We start from the raw sequence: 15839 nt of genomic DNA on the forward strand, positions 1-15839 counted from the left end.
CGGCAAAATGGAATGCTAAAAAATGCGCATCAAAAGTCACCTGACCTCGTGGCCAGCTGCCCGCCCACGGTAGCCGACCTCCGTGTCTGCGCAAGGGACTTTGTGATCGCGACGACGCCGACCATCGCCGGGCCGCGCCGAAGCGGCGGCCGGCTCAAAAAAACATCGAAAACAACCCCATGCACAGTAGACGCTTACCGCCAAGGCATTGCTCGATTTGGGAAATTCAAATGCTCCGTCCGGCAAGAAACGACGGCCCGGATGGTAAGAAAATACAGGGCTCGCTTCTCATTGCGATACCGCCGGGCATTGCTTCCCGTCGCCAGCGCGACAGGCGGGGCCAAACGTAATCTTGCCGGCATCAGCGATCGTCGGCGGCGGAGGCGGCACGATCTCGATCGGCGCCAGAACGCTCGGGCCAAGCGGAGCGGCGGGATCGGGCGACGTGGCGCCGCAGACCGGGCTGCCGCCGGCTCCGAGAGAGCAGCCGCCCACATCGCGCGAAATGATCAAGAGATGGCCGTCGACATAGCTGATGTCGTAGTTCACGGACGTCAGACCCGAGGCGACGATGCCGTAGACCCCGGGATTGCGCGCTCCCTGCGCCGAGCCGCCATAGGCGAGCGTGCCGGACAGCGCGGCCGGCCCCTCCCCGTTGACGAAACCGGAATAGGCCACGCTGCCTCCCGAGAACGGCACACCGTCGTACATCCTGGTGACGTCGCCCGCCTTGACGGCGAGGGCCGCCTTGTTGACGGTCAACCCGCCGTCGACATAGGTGATGACGTAATTGGCCGAGGAGAGGCCCGACGCGGTCAGGCTGTAGTGCCCCGCATTCACCGCGCCCTGTGCCGTGCCGCCATAGAGAAGCGCACCCGACAGCACGGACGCGGTCTCGCCGTTCATGAAGCCGGAATATGTGACGCTGCCGCCGGAGAAGGCGAGGCCGTCATAGGTCTTGGACGCGTTGGCGGTGATGGTGAGCGGCGCCTTGTTGACGGTGAGGCCCACCGCGGTCGATCCGATATAGACCGGGCCGCCCGAACCGGTCGCGCGGAGAATATCGGGGCCGCTGAGATTGTAGCTGCCTGCGCCCAGCGAGGTCGTCACTGCGCTGCCCCAGCCGAGCGTGACGCGATCGGCATTCACGCCGGTCGCGGTCAATCCGCCGAGCGATGCCAACGTGCCATAGGTCGTGCTCGCCGACCCCGACACATTCACATAGGCATCGTAGACGGTGTCGCCAAACGCGCGCAGCACCGGCTGACCGTTGTTGGCGCCGCTGACGGACTTGCCCCAGATGCCGGCGAAATCAAAACCGTTGTTGATGAAGGTGAAGGGATCGCGCATCTGGGCCGTGGTGAGCATGTTGCCCCCACAGATGTTGCCAACGTAGTTGTAGCCGCAGGCGGAACTCTGCCCCGTCGTCTCGCTGTTCGCGTAGCTTTGGGAAACCGAGCTTCCGTCGCCATTGACTCCCACGACCCCGCCGACATTGGTGGTGCCGGAAACCGCGCCCGTGGCGTAACTGCGGCTCACTGTGCTGATGAACCAGTTCATCCCCACCAGCCCGCCGACCTCGTGAACTCCTGAAACCGCTCCCGTGGCGTAGGAGTTCGTTATTGAGCTGGTGTCGTAGTTCATCCCCACCAGCCCGCCAACGCTATGGTCCCCGGACACGTTACCGGTTGCGTAAGACTGGCTCACGTTGCCACCTTCGAAGGTAGCTCCCAGCAATCCGCCGACTTCGCTGTTGCTGGACACGTTGCCGGTGGCGTAGGAGCGAATCACATTGCCGTACGAGACGTATCCCAGCAGTCCACCGACAAATGCGCCGGTCGCCGTGACATTTCCAGTGGCGTACGTGTCGCTGACGTTAAGGAGGGTGCCCCCGCCGACCAGCCCACCCGTGTTGCTGACGCCCGTCACCGCACCTGTGGCGTAGGAGTTGCTCACCGTGGCCAGGACGTAATTCATCGGCGCCACCTCCCAGCCTGACGCAATTCCCACCAGCCCACCCGCACCTTCGTAGATTGCGGACACATTGCCAGTGGCATGTGAGTTGGATACGGAGCCGGCGATCATGCGACCTGCCAACCCGCCGACGGCGTTGTAGCCCGCAATCGTGCCGGTGGCATACGAATTGACGATCGTGGTGAGGTAGGAGTCCCCGAGCAGCCCGCCGACGAGAGCGCTGCCGCCGGTCACATTGCCGGTGTTGTATACGTTGCTGATGGTGTTGTAATCCAAGCCGCCGTTGCCGTAGTAACCAGCCTGCCCCACCAGCCCGCCGACGGAATTGTTGCCCGTCACGCTGCCGCCTTCCAGCCCGACGTTGCGGATGGTGGCGCCCGTGGCAGCGCCGAACAAGCCAACATTGTCGGTGGTCGGCCGATAGATCGTCAGATTTCCGATGACATGGCCGAGCCCGTCGAAAATTCCGGAAAAAGAGCTGGAACCGCCATTGCCACCGATCGGCGTGAAGCCCGCGCCGCCATTCCAGCCGGCCGTGGCGCTCGCATCGATGTTCGTGCCCAGCACATAGTTGCCGGTGAGATTCGCATTGATGTTCTGCAAGGCGTTGAGATCCGTGATCACCGTGTAGGTGATCGGCGCGGCGCTGCCGCTCTGGGTCTGAAACAGGCTGCCCGCCGCGAGGTTGACCGGCGCGTTGACGTTGTAGGTGCCCGTCGCGGTGGTCTGCGCATATTGCAGCACGAGCCCGTCGAGGCCGGTCGTGCCGGTCGAGGTCAGCGACGCGTTGATGCTGATGGCGTTGTCGGCCCTGAGCGTGAGGATGTGCGATGCCCAGCTGATCGGCGCGTTGACGGCGATGTTGCCCGCATCCGTGCCGCTGCCGGAAGTCGTCACGGTGACGTCGCCGCTCGCAAGCGCGGTTTGCAAGGCCTGCGCATAACTGGCGTCGATGGTGATGTTGACGGGGTCGATCAGCCAGTGCCCGCCCAGCGTGTCGACCTTCAGGTCGGCGGCGAGATTGACCTTGGCGGCGGAGGTCTCGACCGATCGCGCGCGCAGCGTGCCGCCGGCATTGACCTCGCCATGCCTGGCGTCGCCGAGCAGCAGGATGCGGCCGTTGCGGCTGCCGATGCTCGCGGCCTGCACCATGCCGGTGTTGTTGACGACACCCTTCATGGCGTCGCTGGCGCCCTTGGCGGTGAGGATGGCGACGCCGCCATCGGCGCGGATCAGCCCCTTGTTCTCGACCAGGGTCTTGACCGTGGAGGCCTTGACCTCGACCGAGAGCAGACCATCGCCATTGAAATCGAGCAGAACGTCGGTGCCGGCCGCGAGCGCCGTGCTGCCAATGATGGTGCCGGAATTGCTGACGCTCGGCGAGATCAACGCCACCACCTTGCCGGAGATGCTGCCTTCGTTGGTGATCGCACCGCTGCTGCCGGTGAAGTTGTAACGGCCGGCCAGAAAATCCGCGTTGCTGATGCCGAGCGTGGAGGCGACGAAGCCGCCGGTCTGCACGCTGCCGGTCTTGCCGACGGCAATGCCGTTCGGATTGATCAGGAACACCTGCCCGTTGGCGCTGAGGCTGCCGAGAATCCTGGAGGGGTCCTGTCCGACGACGCGATTGAGGGCGACCGAGGATGCGCCGGGCTGATTGAAGGTCACGGAATTGCCGGCGCCGATCGAAAAGCTCTGCCAGTTCGCGATCATCCGGTCACTCGACTGGTTGACGGTCATCGCATTGCCGGACTGGCTGATCGTGGCCTGCCCCGACACGACCTGGCCGCCGGTGGGCAAGGTCTGGGCCAGCGCCGGCGGCGTCAGCATCGTGGTCGCGGACAGGGCGATTGCGAGGCGCGTCTTCGGCAGGATCGATGTCATGGCGTGCCCTCTCGAAACGTCAGAAGCGAATGCCGGCCTGCAGCCAGAACTGGTCGCTGGCCTTGACGCCGTCGGCATTCGCGCCGGTGATGATGGAGCGGCCGGGATTGTCGCCCAGCGTATGGGCCCAGCTTGCCGACACGTTCAGCCACTCGCGCGTCCAGCGCGCGGCAAGACCGGCGCTGGCAAGCCCGTAATCATTGCAGCCGCAGACATTGAGCGGCGGGATGCCGTTCGGCGACACGTTGATCTTGACGTAACCGCCGTCCACGAAGCTCGCGAGTTGCAGGCCGCCGAAGCGCTGAGGTACCGGGGCGTTGTAGCGGAGCTCGAGCGTGCCGAGCACGCCCATGTCGCCACGGGCTTCGCCGACCGGATAGCCGCGCACGCCGAACGGCCCGCCCAGCGCAAAATCTTCCGAGGAATCGAGGTTCTTGCCGGCCCATTGCCCGTAGAGCCGGCCGAACAGCGCGAAGTCGCCGGGCAAGGCCTGCAGCCGGGCGACCGCGGCATTGATCCGGTTGAACTGCCCTTGTGTCTTCAGCCCGGCCTGATCCGCCGCAAGCGCGCCCGGCACGCGTCCGAGATCGAGATCGCCGAACGTCCAGCTCACCGACCAGTTGGTGATGCCGCCACCGAGCAAACCATCGCGCCGGTCACCACTGAAGCTGAGCGTGCCCGAAATGGAGCGCTTGTCATCGAGCTTTCCGGCGATGCTGTCGTCGACCAACGCCTTCCAGGTCACCGCGCCACCGAGCTGGAGGTTGAAATCGCGCGAGCGAATCAAGCCGTAGTCGACCCCGCCATTGGCGAAATGGGCAAAGCCGGTAAGACCAAGCGCGCGGCCGATGGCGTCGATGTTACGATAGCCGAGATAGCCGTAGCTCGCATTGGCGATGAGGCCGCTGGCACCGAGCGGTGCGCTCGTCGCCAGCGTGCCGTACTCCTGGCCCTGCGACACCGTGCCGGACAGCCGCGTCAGGTCGCCATATCCGGATACGTCGGTGAGCGTCACCAGCCCGTTGGCTTGCGCCTTGCCGACGCTGGAGCTGCCGTAATTGTCGGCCCAGATGCCGCCGCCGAGAATGGGCACTTGGGCGACGCCGACCACGAGCTTGCTGGTGTTCGGCGCCTCGCCCGGCGCGAGCTTGGCGTGCACCGATACGCCCGGCAGGTCGTTCATGCGCAGCAGCGCGTTTTCCAGATCCTGCCGCGTCACGCCATCCGGCTTGAGCCGGCCCTCGATGATGGCGCGCAGGAGATCCTCGCGCACGCGCACGCCCTTGGCGCGATCGAGCGTGATGGTCTTGAGCGCGCCCTCGACGATCTCGATCGTGACGATGCCGTTGGTGACGTCCTGAGGCGGCAGCAGCGCGCGCGCCAGCAGCCGACCCCGGCCCTGGAGCACGGCGGTGACCTGATCGGCCAGCGCATAGAGTCCCTTGATGCCGAGGCGCTTGCCGCGCACCGCAGCGACGAGCTGCTCGCGCGCGTCGTCCGGCAGCAGCTCCACCTTGCCGGTGAAGCGCACCCCCTTCACGGTGATGCGTTCTCCCCGATCAGGAATCGCCGCGGGCGCCTGTTGCGGACTTATCCCGTCAGGGGCCGGCAACCTTTCCTGCCGCTGAAATTCCTGCTGCCGCTGCATCTCGCGCAGTAGCGATCCGGCATCCTGCGCAGCGGCCGGGACCGCGGCGCCCACCATCAGTATCGCCGCCCAGACCGCCCGGCACCGTCCCATTCCCATCCGACAACCCGCTTCACTTCCACGGGCACGGCCTTCAGGCAATTAGGCAACAACATCAGCGAATTACATCGCTTGCAGTGTCCCCTTGTGATGGCTTTGGGCGCGCCCGCAACGGGCATGCCACGGGCTTTATGCAACCCGCCAGCGAAACTGCGAGGCGGTGTCTCGATTTCTCATTGCGCGCAAAAGCTCCGCATGAATTTCGCCCTGCGCGCAAACCGCCCGATCCGGTTCGGGCCTGTTACGAGGGGATGCTGGTCATCCACTTCCACCACATCTGCCGCGTGATGAGTTGCGGGTCCCAGGAGCGCTGATCGCGCGCCAGGGCCCGGAACTCGCGCGGCGTCAGCCCGTGCAGACGCTGGAAGGCGCGGGTGAAGCTCTGCGGGTGCACGAAGCCATGCGCTTCCGCGATGTCCGAGATCGATTTGTGCCGTTGCGCCGAATCGGCGAGCGCCATCCGGGCGCGATGCATGCGCTGCTCCTGGATATAGCTCGCGATGCCGCCCGCATTCTCGAACAGATAAGACAGTTTTCGCGGGGAGATGGCGAAGTGCGCCGCAATGCTCTCCGGTGTCAGTTCGGGGCTCAGCGCATGGTCGATGACATGGCGGCAGATCATGTCGAACAGCGCGAGCTGCACGCCGCCGGCGGCATCCTCGCGCACCGAGCCGTTGATCACCGTTGCCGCCAGCTCCAGCGTCGGCTTCGCCAGCGCCTCGCCCTCGCGCACAGTGAGGAGGGGCGCCCGGCGCCACAGCGCCATCAAATGATCCCGGAACATGCCGACCAGCGCACCGCCGCCGGCGAAGATGCGCATGTTCTGCTCGTCCGGCGCGCTCAGCAGCGGCGCCAGCAGCGGACGCGGCACGAAGAGGTGGATGCTGGCATAGTCCGGCGTCTCCGTCATCTGCGGCTGCGCGCAATCGAACGTCATGAAATCGCCGGATGCGCTCGACGCCGTCTGCGCGCCGAACCGCGGGCGGCAGCCGCCGTCCACATAGAACTGCAGGACATAATGGCTGACGCCGTCACGCCCGATCTGGTAGCGCGAGCGGTCGAACGATTGCGCCTGCGTCTTCGCCGTGCCGAGCACGAGCGCGCCGAGCTGATAATATTCGACCCGGGCGTGGAAACGCTCGGGATTCTTGAGCCGGGTCTGGCCGAGGAGGCCGACCTGCTCGTGCCAGATCGCCAAAGCCTGCTTGTGCGGCGTGCCCTGCGTATCAAGTATGAAATGAGGAAGCGGCGATTGATCTGCCGCGTTGTCGTCCGCCCCCTGCACCTGACTTCCCCTTCACCGCTTACGAACCAGTGTCCCGATACCTAGTGCGGGGCCGCGATCATTTCCAGATGTGTCCAGAGCTGTGCCGCCGGCGGGCTGCACACCCGTGACCTGCATCGCGTGACCTGCATCGCACGGTTCTGTCAGGTCAGCTCGTCGCCGCGGGCGAGCATCTCGTTCAGCATCGCCCCGGCCTTCTGCTTGAGCGGCAGCGCGCCGCTGTCGGAGGCGATCGCGATCGCGGCGCGCAAGGCCGTCAGGATCGCGGCCTTGTTCGCCTCGCCCGAGGGCGGCGTCACCACGGCCTCGCCGAACAGGGCCTCGGCCTCGAGGCCGGAAAAGCCCTGCTGGCGGGCGGTGTTGCGGGCCTCGCGCAGCATGTTCTGCGCGGCCTGGACATCGCCGAGGCGGTGGGTCGCGAGCGCAAGATAGATCGAGCTGCGCAGCACCGCCGAGGTGTAGCCGACCGCCTTCGCCTCCTCGCGCGCCTCGCTCAGCATGCCGCGCGCCCGGTCGAACAGCCCCTGCTCGAGATAGGCGATGCCGAGGTGGCAGGCGAGCACCGGCACGAACAGCCGGATGCCATGCTTCTGCGCCAGCACGAAGCCTTCCTCCAGAATCGCAGCGGCCGCCGCCGGATCGTTCCGCCCGAGCTTCAACCACCCACCGCTATAGGCGGCGGCAACGCGGTCGTAGGGGCGGCCGGTCTCCTCCGCGATCGCAGCCGCTTCGCGCTGGAGCTGTTCGGCGGCATCGAGCTCACCCATGACGGTGTGGGTGATGCTGTTCATCATGCAGCAGAGGAGGAGCAGGGATTGCGGGGTCGTGCCGATCGGAGCACTTGCTGCCGAGCCCGCGAGATGGCCTCGCGCCGCAGCCAGCATCTTCTCGGCGCCACGGTAGCGGCCGGAAAGAAAATACGCCTGCCCAAGCCCATATTGCGCGAGATTGCGCCAGCCAGGATTGCCCGAGCTTTCCGCCAGGTGCACGACGTCTTCACCGATCGCGACAGCTTCGACCGGCGTTCCATAGAAATTCTGCGCACCCGCCCTCATGGTCATGGCCGCAACCTTGCGTCCGATGTCGTTGATCGCATCGGCTCGCCGTTCGGCCTCGCTTCCCAGATCCAGAGCTTCGGCAACGCGCCCTGATCCGGCAAAGGCCAAACGAGCCTCCATCCGGAGGTCAATGGCATTCGTCTCTCTCGCGTGCGTCACAGGGGTCTTGTCGAGCGATTCCATCGCGGTCTCGAAATAATCGACCGCGTCGGCATAGGCTGAGCGAGCCAGGCATCTTCGAGCGGCGCTCCTGCCATGGTGAAATGCCTTCTGCCAATCCTTCGCCCTCGTGGCGTGATAGCAGAGCGCGTCCGGCCCGTCGGTCCATGCTTCGTCGCCCTCAAGAGCCGCGAGAATACTGGCATGGATGCCTTCGCGCACCTTTTCGACCATCGAATCGTAGGTGACCTGCCTGACCATCTCGTGCCGGAATTCGAGCGAGTCCTCCAGCTCGCTATCGATCCTGACGAGCAATTCGGCCCGGTCGAGCGTGGTGAGGCAATCCTGCAGGACGTCTTCCGGCAAGGCCGCGACTTTCCGCAGCATGGCCTGGTTTGCCCGGGGTCCGAGCGCCGCGGCGATCTGCAGAAGCGATCGCTCCTGTCGTGACACGCGATCCAGCCGTGCCGCGATCACACCTTGAATGCTGCTGGGGATACCGAGCTCGTCGACGGGACGCGCCAGAGACAGGTCGCCCCACTGGCCGAGAAGCATGCCGCTGTCCTTCAGACTGCGGCAGACTTCCTCGATGAACAGTGGGACATTGGCCGTATGAGAGATGATCTGGTTCTTCAGCTCTGAGTTCGTCGTGGCGGGGCCGAGCATCTCCGTCAGCATGGCCAGACCCGAATCGTCGTCGAGAGGCCGCATCGCCACGATTTCCGCGTGACAGCGCGCGATCCATACCGGCATTCCATTGGGCCGCGTCGTCAGTAGCACAAGCAAATCGGGGCATTGCAGCGTGGACAGAGTGGCCACAACCGAATCGCTGGTCCGGTCGATCCAGTGCACATCCTCGATCAGCAGGATCGTGCGCTGGCGACGGGCGACACTCTCGACGATCGCGCAGCTCGCGTCCGACATCGCTCGGCCGCGCGCGTGAGGCTCCAGTTCGTCCCAGTGCGGATCGGAAATCGGCAGGTCCAGAATCGCGTCGACGGCTCGCCGCTGCACCACGGGCAGCGCGTCTCTGGGATCGTCCACCTTGCTCTGATCGAGGATCGACAGCATCAGGCGCTTGAGGGTGCTGTATGGTGCGCCCTGGAGATTCGGGCTGCACTCGGCATCGATCAGCCGCCAGCCGCTGGCCCGAAGGTCCTGCGCGAACTCATGCGCAAGGCGCGACTTCCCGATGCCGGCGTCCCCCATCAACAGCACCGTCTGCCGGCCAGCGGCGACCCTTTCCGCAGCACGCCATAGCAATGCCCGCTCCGTCGTGCGATCGACGAATCGGGAGACACTGCGCGCACGCCTGACTCGCCAGCTCGAAAGATCGCTGGCGCCCATGACGCGGTACACGGGCAGAGGCTCGCCAAAACCACGGAGCGCCTTGCGACCCAGAAACTCGAAGCGGACGTGCCCGTCCGCTAGCTCCTGGCAGGCTTGGGAGACGTAGATCTGGTTCGCCTCGGCCGCCGCCTCGAGCCGCGCGGCCAGATGCTGGGCGGCACCACCGATCTCGTAGACCTTGGAGAATTCGTTGGCGACCATGTAGGCCACCACATGGCCGGAGTGGAGGCCGACCCGAACCTGAAGTCCGGGATCGCCCAGGCTGCCGACACGCCGGACAAGCTCGATCGCCGCGTGGCAGGCCAGCGGTGCATGGTTGTCGTCGGCGATCGGGGCGCCGAATACGGCGGCCACTCCGTCGCCCAGCTCCTTGCTGACGATGCCGCCGAACTGGCGCACCGCGCCTCGCATCGCTGCAAGAGCCGGCTCGAGACGCGACACCGCCTCCTCCGGCTCCAGTTCGGCAACAAGACCTGTGGAATCGACGACGTCGGCGCGAAGGATCGTCACGAACCGTCGTTCGCTGTCTGGATCGACGCGCTCGCGGACCGCCGCCCCGCATTTGGAGCACCAGCTATCGCCTGGACCAATCGCCGACTGACACGCGAAGCAATGCATTCCAGCGCCTTCAACGAACTGCCTCGGCAGTCCCGCTCCAACGCCCGCAAGGCGTTTGAACGTACATTACCCATAGAGGAATGCATGGCAATTGGGCTTGCGGGATACGCGATGTTACTGGATGGTGGCTCGCTGGACGAAGTGCAGTCTTGGGTGGTAGCGTGACTGCACACAACAAATTGTGTGATCGGTCGCGACGCGCTGCGCATTTCGGGCAGCCAGCGACAGGTTTTGACAAACAGACATATCGGGGAAAGAGGCGATGGCCGGACTGGTATATAGCGGCAAGGCATTTCGAGACTTGATGAACAGCAATTACTATCCCCTGGCGAACATGAAAAAGAGCGTCGCCAAGCTCAAGGCCTCGGAGGATATCGACCTGCCGACCCTGGAATACGGCCAGTACCACCTGATCTTGACGCCGCCATCGAAGTGGCCGCAGGGAAGCGCCAAGTACTGGCACAAGGAGAAGGGCCGGGCCCGCGTCGACCTCAGCACCCAGCCGAACACGGTCCCCCTGTCCAAGGATGAGTCCGGCGTCATTCCTCTGACCCGATGCGATCTGCTCGATGCCTGCGTCCGCAAGTGCTTCAACTCCGAGCCGCCGATCCCGATGAAGACCAAGATCATCACCCATGCAGCGAGCGATGCCTATGCTCACCGGCATGAGATCCGGCTGGAGTGGGAATATCGCAATGGCGAGGACAAGGCGCCGACGCTGCTCAACCTGACGATGGTCTGCCCGCACAGGTCCTGATTAGAAGCATTCTGCGTCGTCAAGAGAATCATCGACGCCCGTGCGCGACAAGCGCGCGGGCGTTTTGTTTGCAGGCGCCGCGCCGCGTCGCGCCCGTCCTACCTCCCGTCACGGCTCTGTCGCACGAACATGATCCGCTGCTCTTCCGTGCATGCGCGAGTCACCTCCGAAGAGGACGACCGTCGCGCGCGTTGGACAGGGAGCGCGGGCGAAAAGGTCGACATCAAGTTTCAGCCGGAGGGGCTGGTGTTCGGCGAGGCGCCGTCGACGCTGATGGGGCGGACGGGAAGGCCGTCAAGGAGTTTTGAGAGAAGCCGCGGCGGGCTAGGTCACGAACCGCCCGCGCTTCATCGCGACTAGAGCTGCAGGACATGCGACTCCACGTGCGCCACAGAACCTCCGAGCAGACAGCCGACAGGCCTGCCGTCGGCGAAGCCGATGCGCACGCGGATCTCGGACAAGGCTCCCATGGCCCTCCCCTGCATGATGGTGATCCGCCCGCTGTCGCGTTCGACAAGTCCGTTCTTGAGCAGCCCGAACGCGAGCGCCGCCGCGGCAATGCCGGTGGCAGCGTCCTCCGGGTAGCCCGACGATTTCGGAAACTGCCGCGCCTCGAAGCGCCGTTCGCCCTGATGGTCCACGGCGTAGGGATAAAGACCGGTGGACCCGATCCGCCCGCAACACGCTTCAATCTGCACCGGGTCCGGCACCAGTTCGTTGAGCTCGCGGACGCCCTTCATCGGGATGAGCGTCTTCACCCGCGACGTGACGGCGTTCTGTATCGGCAGGTCAAGCAGATCGCGGCGCGACAGCTTGAGCACCGACAGAACGTCATCCTCTTCAGCCCGCGAGAGATCGACAACCTTGCCGACAGGCTGGCTGATCTCGACGGACGGCTCGCCAGAGCTGCCACGATCGACATAACCTGTCACCGCTCCGCTGCGCGTCTCGATGCGAACCTGATCGCCGGACAACAGGCCCTTGGCCGCGAGCAGCCACAGCGCGCCAATCGTCGCGTGACCGCACATCTCCATCTCGTGTCGCGGAACCCAGAAGCGGAAGACATAGTCGGAGTCGAGGTTCGGCGCCGGCAGGACGAATCCCGATTCGTGACCGAAGTGCTGAGCCACCGACTGCATTCCTGCAGGCTGAAGGTTCGAGGCGTTGATGACGATGGGACAGGGGTTGCCGCCACGCCCCATATGCGTGAACACATTGACGAGTTCGACCTCGGTCATTGGATAGCTCACCTCACGATTGCCCCATCACTCCCCAAAACAAAAACGGCCCGCATCAAGCGGGCCGTTTTCGTATCGGATCCGGTGAAATCCGAATTTGGTTGCGGGGATAGGATTTGAACCTATGACCTTCAGGTTATGAGTATGAATTTCACAGTTTTCTGGACTTATCCCAAGACTTCCAGCTTTACCTAAGCCACTCGAAATACTAGTGAACTCCGGTCTCGTAATTTCCCGAGATATCCTGCCATTCCCGTCACGGTGGCGACTCGGTGGCGATTCTGGAGGTCCTGGTGCCGGTACTGAAGCTGACGCGGAGAACGATTGACGCAATAGAACCGGTCGACAAGCCGACCATCTTTTACGACAGCGAACTGACCGGTTTTTGCCTCAAGGTCCTTCCCTCCGGCATCCAGAGATGGTGCGTCGAGTACCGCAGTGGCGCCGGCGGACGGAGCGTCGGCAAGACGCGGATGGTGCTCGGATCCACCACAAGCATGACGCCGGACCAGGCGCGCGCTACGGCGAAATCGACGCTTGCCGCTGTGGCCCTCGGACAGGATCCCGCCCGCAAGCGCTCGACCGAGCGCGCCATGCCAACATTCGCCGACTTCGGTGAACGCTATCTCAGCGAGGAGGCCGAGACAAAGCTCAAGCCGCGCACGCTCGTGAACTACCGCATCTATCTCCGTAAGCACGCCGCTCCCCTCCTCGGCACCCGCAAGCTCGATGCGATCGACAGCGCCGACGTTTCGAAGATGCACCGGAAGATCGGCAAGGAGACGCCGATGACTGCGAATCGGGTCGTCGAGTTCGTCGGATCCGTCTTTCGGTACGCTGCCGTCTGCGGCCTCGTCGCCAAGGGGCACAACCCCGCCAGTCACGTCCAAGCCTTCCGCGAGCAGCGCCGCGAACGGTTCCTGAGCTCAGCGGAACTCGGCCGCCTCGGGGACGCCATTCGCGAGGCTGAAACGGTGGGCATTCCGTGGGCTGTGGACAAAGACCAGCCCAACGCGAAGCACATCCCGAAAAACGGTCGCACGAAAATCGGGCCGCATGTCGCCGCCGCCCTGCGGCTTTTGATCCTCACCGGCGCTCGGCTTCGGGAAATTCTTGAACTCAAGTGGGAGTATGTCGACCTCCAGCGCGGACTGCTCCTGTTGCCGGATAGCAAGACGGGGCAGAAGGCGATCATTCTCAACGCTCCGGCCGTCGCTCTTCTTGAAAAGCTTCCGCGGGTTGATGTCTACGTGATTGCCAGCGATATTCCCGGCCAACCGCGCCATGATCTCAACAAGCCATGGAAGCTCGTGAGCACGCGATCGGGTTTGGCGGGGGTGAGAATTCATGACCTAAGGCATACGCACGCCAGCTATGGTGCGGGCGCGGGCTTTGGGCTGCCCATTATCGGCAAGTTGCTTGGACATTCTCAGCCCGCTACTACCGCCCGGTATGCGCATCTGGACAATGATCCATTGCGTCGAGCATCCGACCACATCGCAAAAGCACTGGCGGAAGCCATGGGCGATTGATGCCCTATCGGCGTAACCCGAGATAACGAAGCGAGCGAGTTCACTGAGATGGATGAATCCGATTTTCACCTGGTCCAACCCCCTTTCGCCCAATTGGACGAGGCCCTTTGGTGGATTGAATTTAGGCATATGGATGGGTCGAAGAGCGATGGATGGTCATCAACACTAGAAAGCGCGGATCGGCTTGAAGCAGCTCTGCTCGACGGAACACTTCAGGGATATGGCTCTCTGGATGCAGGGCCCGTGCAGCTCATCGAACGTTGGACGTGGACGGAGTTCGAGTTTCTCCCCGCTGATAGCGAGGGCCGGCGCATCGAGAAAAAGGTGGATTACATTCCCCAGTTCATTGTTTGCTCGCTCAACGCCTACCGTGCAGAAATACTTAAAAACCTGAGCCAGCGGGCCTCCAAACTCGTGGCCGGCATGAAGGAAAACGAACTTGGGTTCCACAGGGTGATCGACCAAATCGTCTTTCTTGAAAGTGACCTGCGGCGGGCATTTCCGACAGGGGCAGTCCGAGCGAAGGCAAGTCCACCGTTGGACAAGAAATACCCCAAGTTCCTGAAGGAAATCGAAGGCGGAAAGTATCTCCACAGCCCCGAGCCGCTCGGGTTCGACAAGGTCTTCAACCTTCTGATCGAATATTTGAAGAGGACGCGGCAGCTCAACTCTGCCTACAGTTCGATCCGAAAGGGCCTTCAACGCCATTACAAAGAATTCAACATGCTCGGACAATAAGACAAAGCGAGACATGTCCATCGTTGTCTGAACAGCTCTCAGCTTTCCCCGTGTAGGACTGGCGTGCCGATAATGAATTGGCATCCAAAACGGGGAACCAAATGACTATCAACGCTTCGAACGAACGATCAAATTGGCTGACCAGGAGGGAAGCCGCAGCCTATTTGCGGCTTGGCGAGAGCACACTCGCGAAGCTCTTTGTTTCTGGGGACGGTCCCCCTGCGATTAAGGTGGGCCGTTCAGTTAGGTATGCATCGGCGGATCTCGATGTCTGGATGGGGTCTCGCCGGCGCCGGTCGACATCGGACGCTGGTTTCGGCAAGTGAGACCGATGCCCATGGACGAAAGGGCTTTTAGGCGTAACAAAATGCAGTGGATCAACGCCCTCAGCCATGAGTGCGAGATCAGACCAACAACATTCCGAGTAGCCTATCTCATCGCTGATCACCAAAACCGGACCGTGGGGTTCGCTTGGCCGTCCCTTGCGAGCTTGGCCAATAAGATCTGCATGACCACGAAATCGGTCCATAGGGCGGTTGATCAGCTCGAAGAAACGGGGTGGCTGGAAGTTGAGCGAAAGGCGAATTGTTCGAACCGATATCGCTTGCGCTGGCCGCCGGGACGCAAGCCTGTACCTGCGTTGGCAGGACGAAAGGTAGACAGGAATGTCCCGACTGAGCGACAACCAAGTCCTTCGCGTAGGGACGCCAGTGTCGGCCGAACCTACTTATCTAACCAACCTAAAACCTTCTTAATCGGGCTCGGCGGGGAAGGTCTTGGGGAACGTTTCAAGGATCGCGGCAAATACGAGGCGCAGATTGTTAGCGATTACGGACCTGACATGGTCGGGGTGTTCGAAGAGCTGGACAGGATTGATGCAACCGCCGTCGAACAACTTTGCAGGAAGGCAAAGAGCGGATCCCTGACACCCCTCGACATAAACGCCGCTCGGTTGAGCGTTGCGAAAAATCAGGGGAGCTAGCGAATGACGGAATTCGACGAGATATTGTCGAAAGCGCTTGAAGCGGTCCGTTTCTATCATCCGCGGCTGAATGCTGAAACCTACGCCTTCCCAAAACCGGCAAATAGCAGCGGAACCGGCGCACTAGCCACACCTTCAATTCGCGAGATGTATTGCCGCACTGCGTTACTATGGCTGGACCGATTGTCGAAGAGCGGCAAATTCGACACGGGCGCAATCGCGATTGCTCAGTTGCGCTCTCGGATTTTCCGCGCCGAGCGCATCTTCATTCCACGCGAGATCATTCTTGCGATGGCTGTGTACCGATGCGTTGAGATTTCCGTGGCCGGGGACGACGTCTGGCTCGGAAAACTGTGGGACGGGCCTGTACCAATCTAATCGTTCTGGCTTGCTGCGCGGGGTAAGCGCCTCGCGCAGCCGCACCGTTACCGCACGGCGCGATGCCTTTCCACCCAACAATCCTCACGCCGCATCATGCATCGCATCCTAAATGACCTTTTTGCTTCGGCACCCTCGA

11 protein-coding genes are annotated in these 15839 nt (G+C 63.1%); 6 read left to right on the forward strand and 5 right to left on the reverse strand.

Annotation, left to right across the window (positions count from 1 at the left end; all coding sequences use genetic code 11):
* Positions 1–288 precede the first annotated feature (288 nt).
* From XH79_RS29775 to XH79_RS29790, 4 genes are all read right to left on the reverse strand, one after another.
* On the reverse strand, positions 289–3858 hold the full coding sequence (locus tag XH79_RS29775; RefSeq protein ID WP_271583914.1) for a two-partner secretion domain-containing protein: 3570 nt from the start codon (positions 3856–3858) through the stop codon (positions 289–291).
* Between the two features lie 19 nt (positions 3859–3877).
* The gene (locus XH79_RS29780; protein WP_271583915.1) at positions 3878–5563 is read right to left on the reverse strand and encodes a ShlB/FhaC/HecB family hemolysin secretion/activation protein; all 1686 of its coding nucleotides are present in this window, start codon (positions 5561–5563) and stop codon (positions 3878–3880) included.
* Between the two features lie 283 nt (positions 5564–5846).
* Positions 5847–6890 (reverse strand): helix-turn-helix domain-containing protein, encoded by a 1044-nt coding sequence (locus tag XH79_RS29785; protein WP_271583916.1) that lies wholly within the window; start codon positions 6888–6890, stop codon positions 5847–5849.
* A gap of 143 nt (positions 6891–7033) precedes the next feature.
* The gene (locus XH79_RS29790; protein ID WP_271583917.1) at positions 7034–10075 is read right to left on the reverse strand and encodes an ATP-binding protein; all 3042 of its coding nucleotides are present in this window, start codon (positions 10073–10075) and stop codon (positions 7034–7036) included.
* A gap of 262 nt (positions 10076–10337) precedes the next feature.
* Here XH79_RS29790 and XH79_RS29795 point away from each other — a divergent pair, with 262 nt between their 5' ends.
* Entirely contained in the window at positions 10338–10832 is a 495-nt protein-coding gene (locus XH79_RS29795) for a hypothetical protein (protein ID WP_212342258.1), read from the forward strand.
* Positions 10833–11188: 356 nt separating this feature from the next.
* Here XH79_RS29795 and XH79_RS29800 read toward each other — a convergent pair whose 3' ends face one another.
* A complete protein-coding gene (locus XH79_RS29800) occupies positions 11189–12070 on the reverse strand; it encodes a PhzF family phenazine biosynthesis protein (RefSeq protein ID WP_271583918.1) in 882 nt (293 codons plus the stop codon).
* Positions 12071–12342: 272 nt separating this feature from the next.
* Between XH79_RS29800 and XH79_RS29805 the strand changes: the two genes are divergently transcribed.
* From XH79_RS29805 to XH79_RS29825, 5 genes are all read left to right on the forward strand, one after another.
* On the forward strand, positions 12343–13602 hold the full coding sequence (locus XH79_RS29805; protein WP_271583919.1) for a tyrosine-type recombinase/integrase: 1260 nt from the start codon (positions 12343–12345) through the stop codon (positions 13600–13602).
* Positions 13603–13650: 48 nt separating this feature from the next.
* Positions 13651–14340 (forward strand): hypothetical protein, encoded by a 690-nt coding sequence (locus XH79_RS29810; protein ID WP_271583920.1) that lies wholly within the window; start codon positions 13651–13653, stop codon positions 14338–14340.
* A gap of 101 nt (positions 14341–14441) precedes the next feature.
* Positions 14442–14666: a helix-turn-helix transcriptional regulator gene (locus XH79_RS29815; protein ID WP_166812886.1), complete on the forward strand. Its 225-nt coding sequence runs from the start codon at positions 14442–14444 to the stop codon at positions 14664–14666.
* A 41-nt stretch (positions 14667–14707) separates the two neighbouring features.
* Positions 14708–15322, forward strand: a complete 615-nt coding sequence (locus XH79_RS29820) for a helix-turn-helix domain-containing protein (protein ID WP_166812884.1) — start codon at positions 14708–14710, stop codon at positions 15320–15322.
* Positions 15323–15325: 3 nt separating this feature from the next.
* A complete protein-coding gene (locus XH79_RS29825) occupies positions 15326–15700 on the forward strand; it encodes a hypothetical protein (protein WP_271583921.1) in 375 nt (124 codons plus the stop codon).
* The last annotated feature ends 139 nt before the right edge of the window (positions 15701–15839 follow it).

It is taken from the genome of Bradyrhizobium sp. CCBAU 45389, assembly GCF_028128625.1.
Lineage (GTDB): Bacteria > Pseudomonadota > Alphaproteobacteria > Rhizobiales > Xanthobacteraceae > Bradyrhizobium > Bradyrhizobium liaoningense_B.

Coding starts and splice junctions, on each gene's coding strand:
- XH79_RS29775 (WP_271583914.1), bottom strand. CDS start 3,858: ATGACATCGATCCTGCCGAAGACGCGCCTCGCAATCGCCCTGTCCGCG.
- XH79_RS29780 (WP_271583915.1), bottom strand. CDS start 5,563: ATGGTGGGCGCCGCGGTCCCGGCCGCTGCGCAGGATGCCGGATCGCTA.
- XH79_RS29790 (WP_271583917.1), bottom strand. CDS start 10,075: ATGCATTGCTTCGCGTGTCAGTCGGCGATTGGTCCAGGCGATAGCTGG.
- XH79_RS29795 (WP_212342258.1), top strand. CDS start 10,338: ATGGCCGGACTGGTATATAGCGGCAAGGCATTTCGAGACTTGATGAAC.
- XH79_RS29800 (WP_271583918.1), bottom strand. CDS start 12,070: ATGACCGAGGTCGAACTCGTCAATGTGTTCACGCATATGGGGCGTGGC.
- XH79_RS29810 (WP_271583920.1), top strand. CDS start 13,651: ATGGATGAATCCGATTTTCACCTGGTCCAACCCCCTTTCGCCCAATTG.
- XH79_RS29815 (WP_166812886.1), top strand. CDS start 14,442: ATGACTATCAACGCTTCGAACGAACGATCAAATTGGCTGACCAGGAGG.
- XH79_RS29820 (WP_166812884.1), top strand. CDS start 14,708: ATGCAGTGGATCAACGCCCTCAGCCATGAGTGCGAGATCAGACCAACA.
- XH79_RS29825 (WP_271583921.1), top strand. CDS start 15,326: ATGACGGAATTCGACGAGATATTGTCGAAAGCGCTTGAAGCGGTCCGT.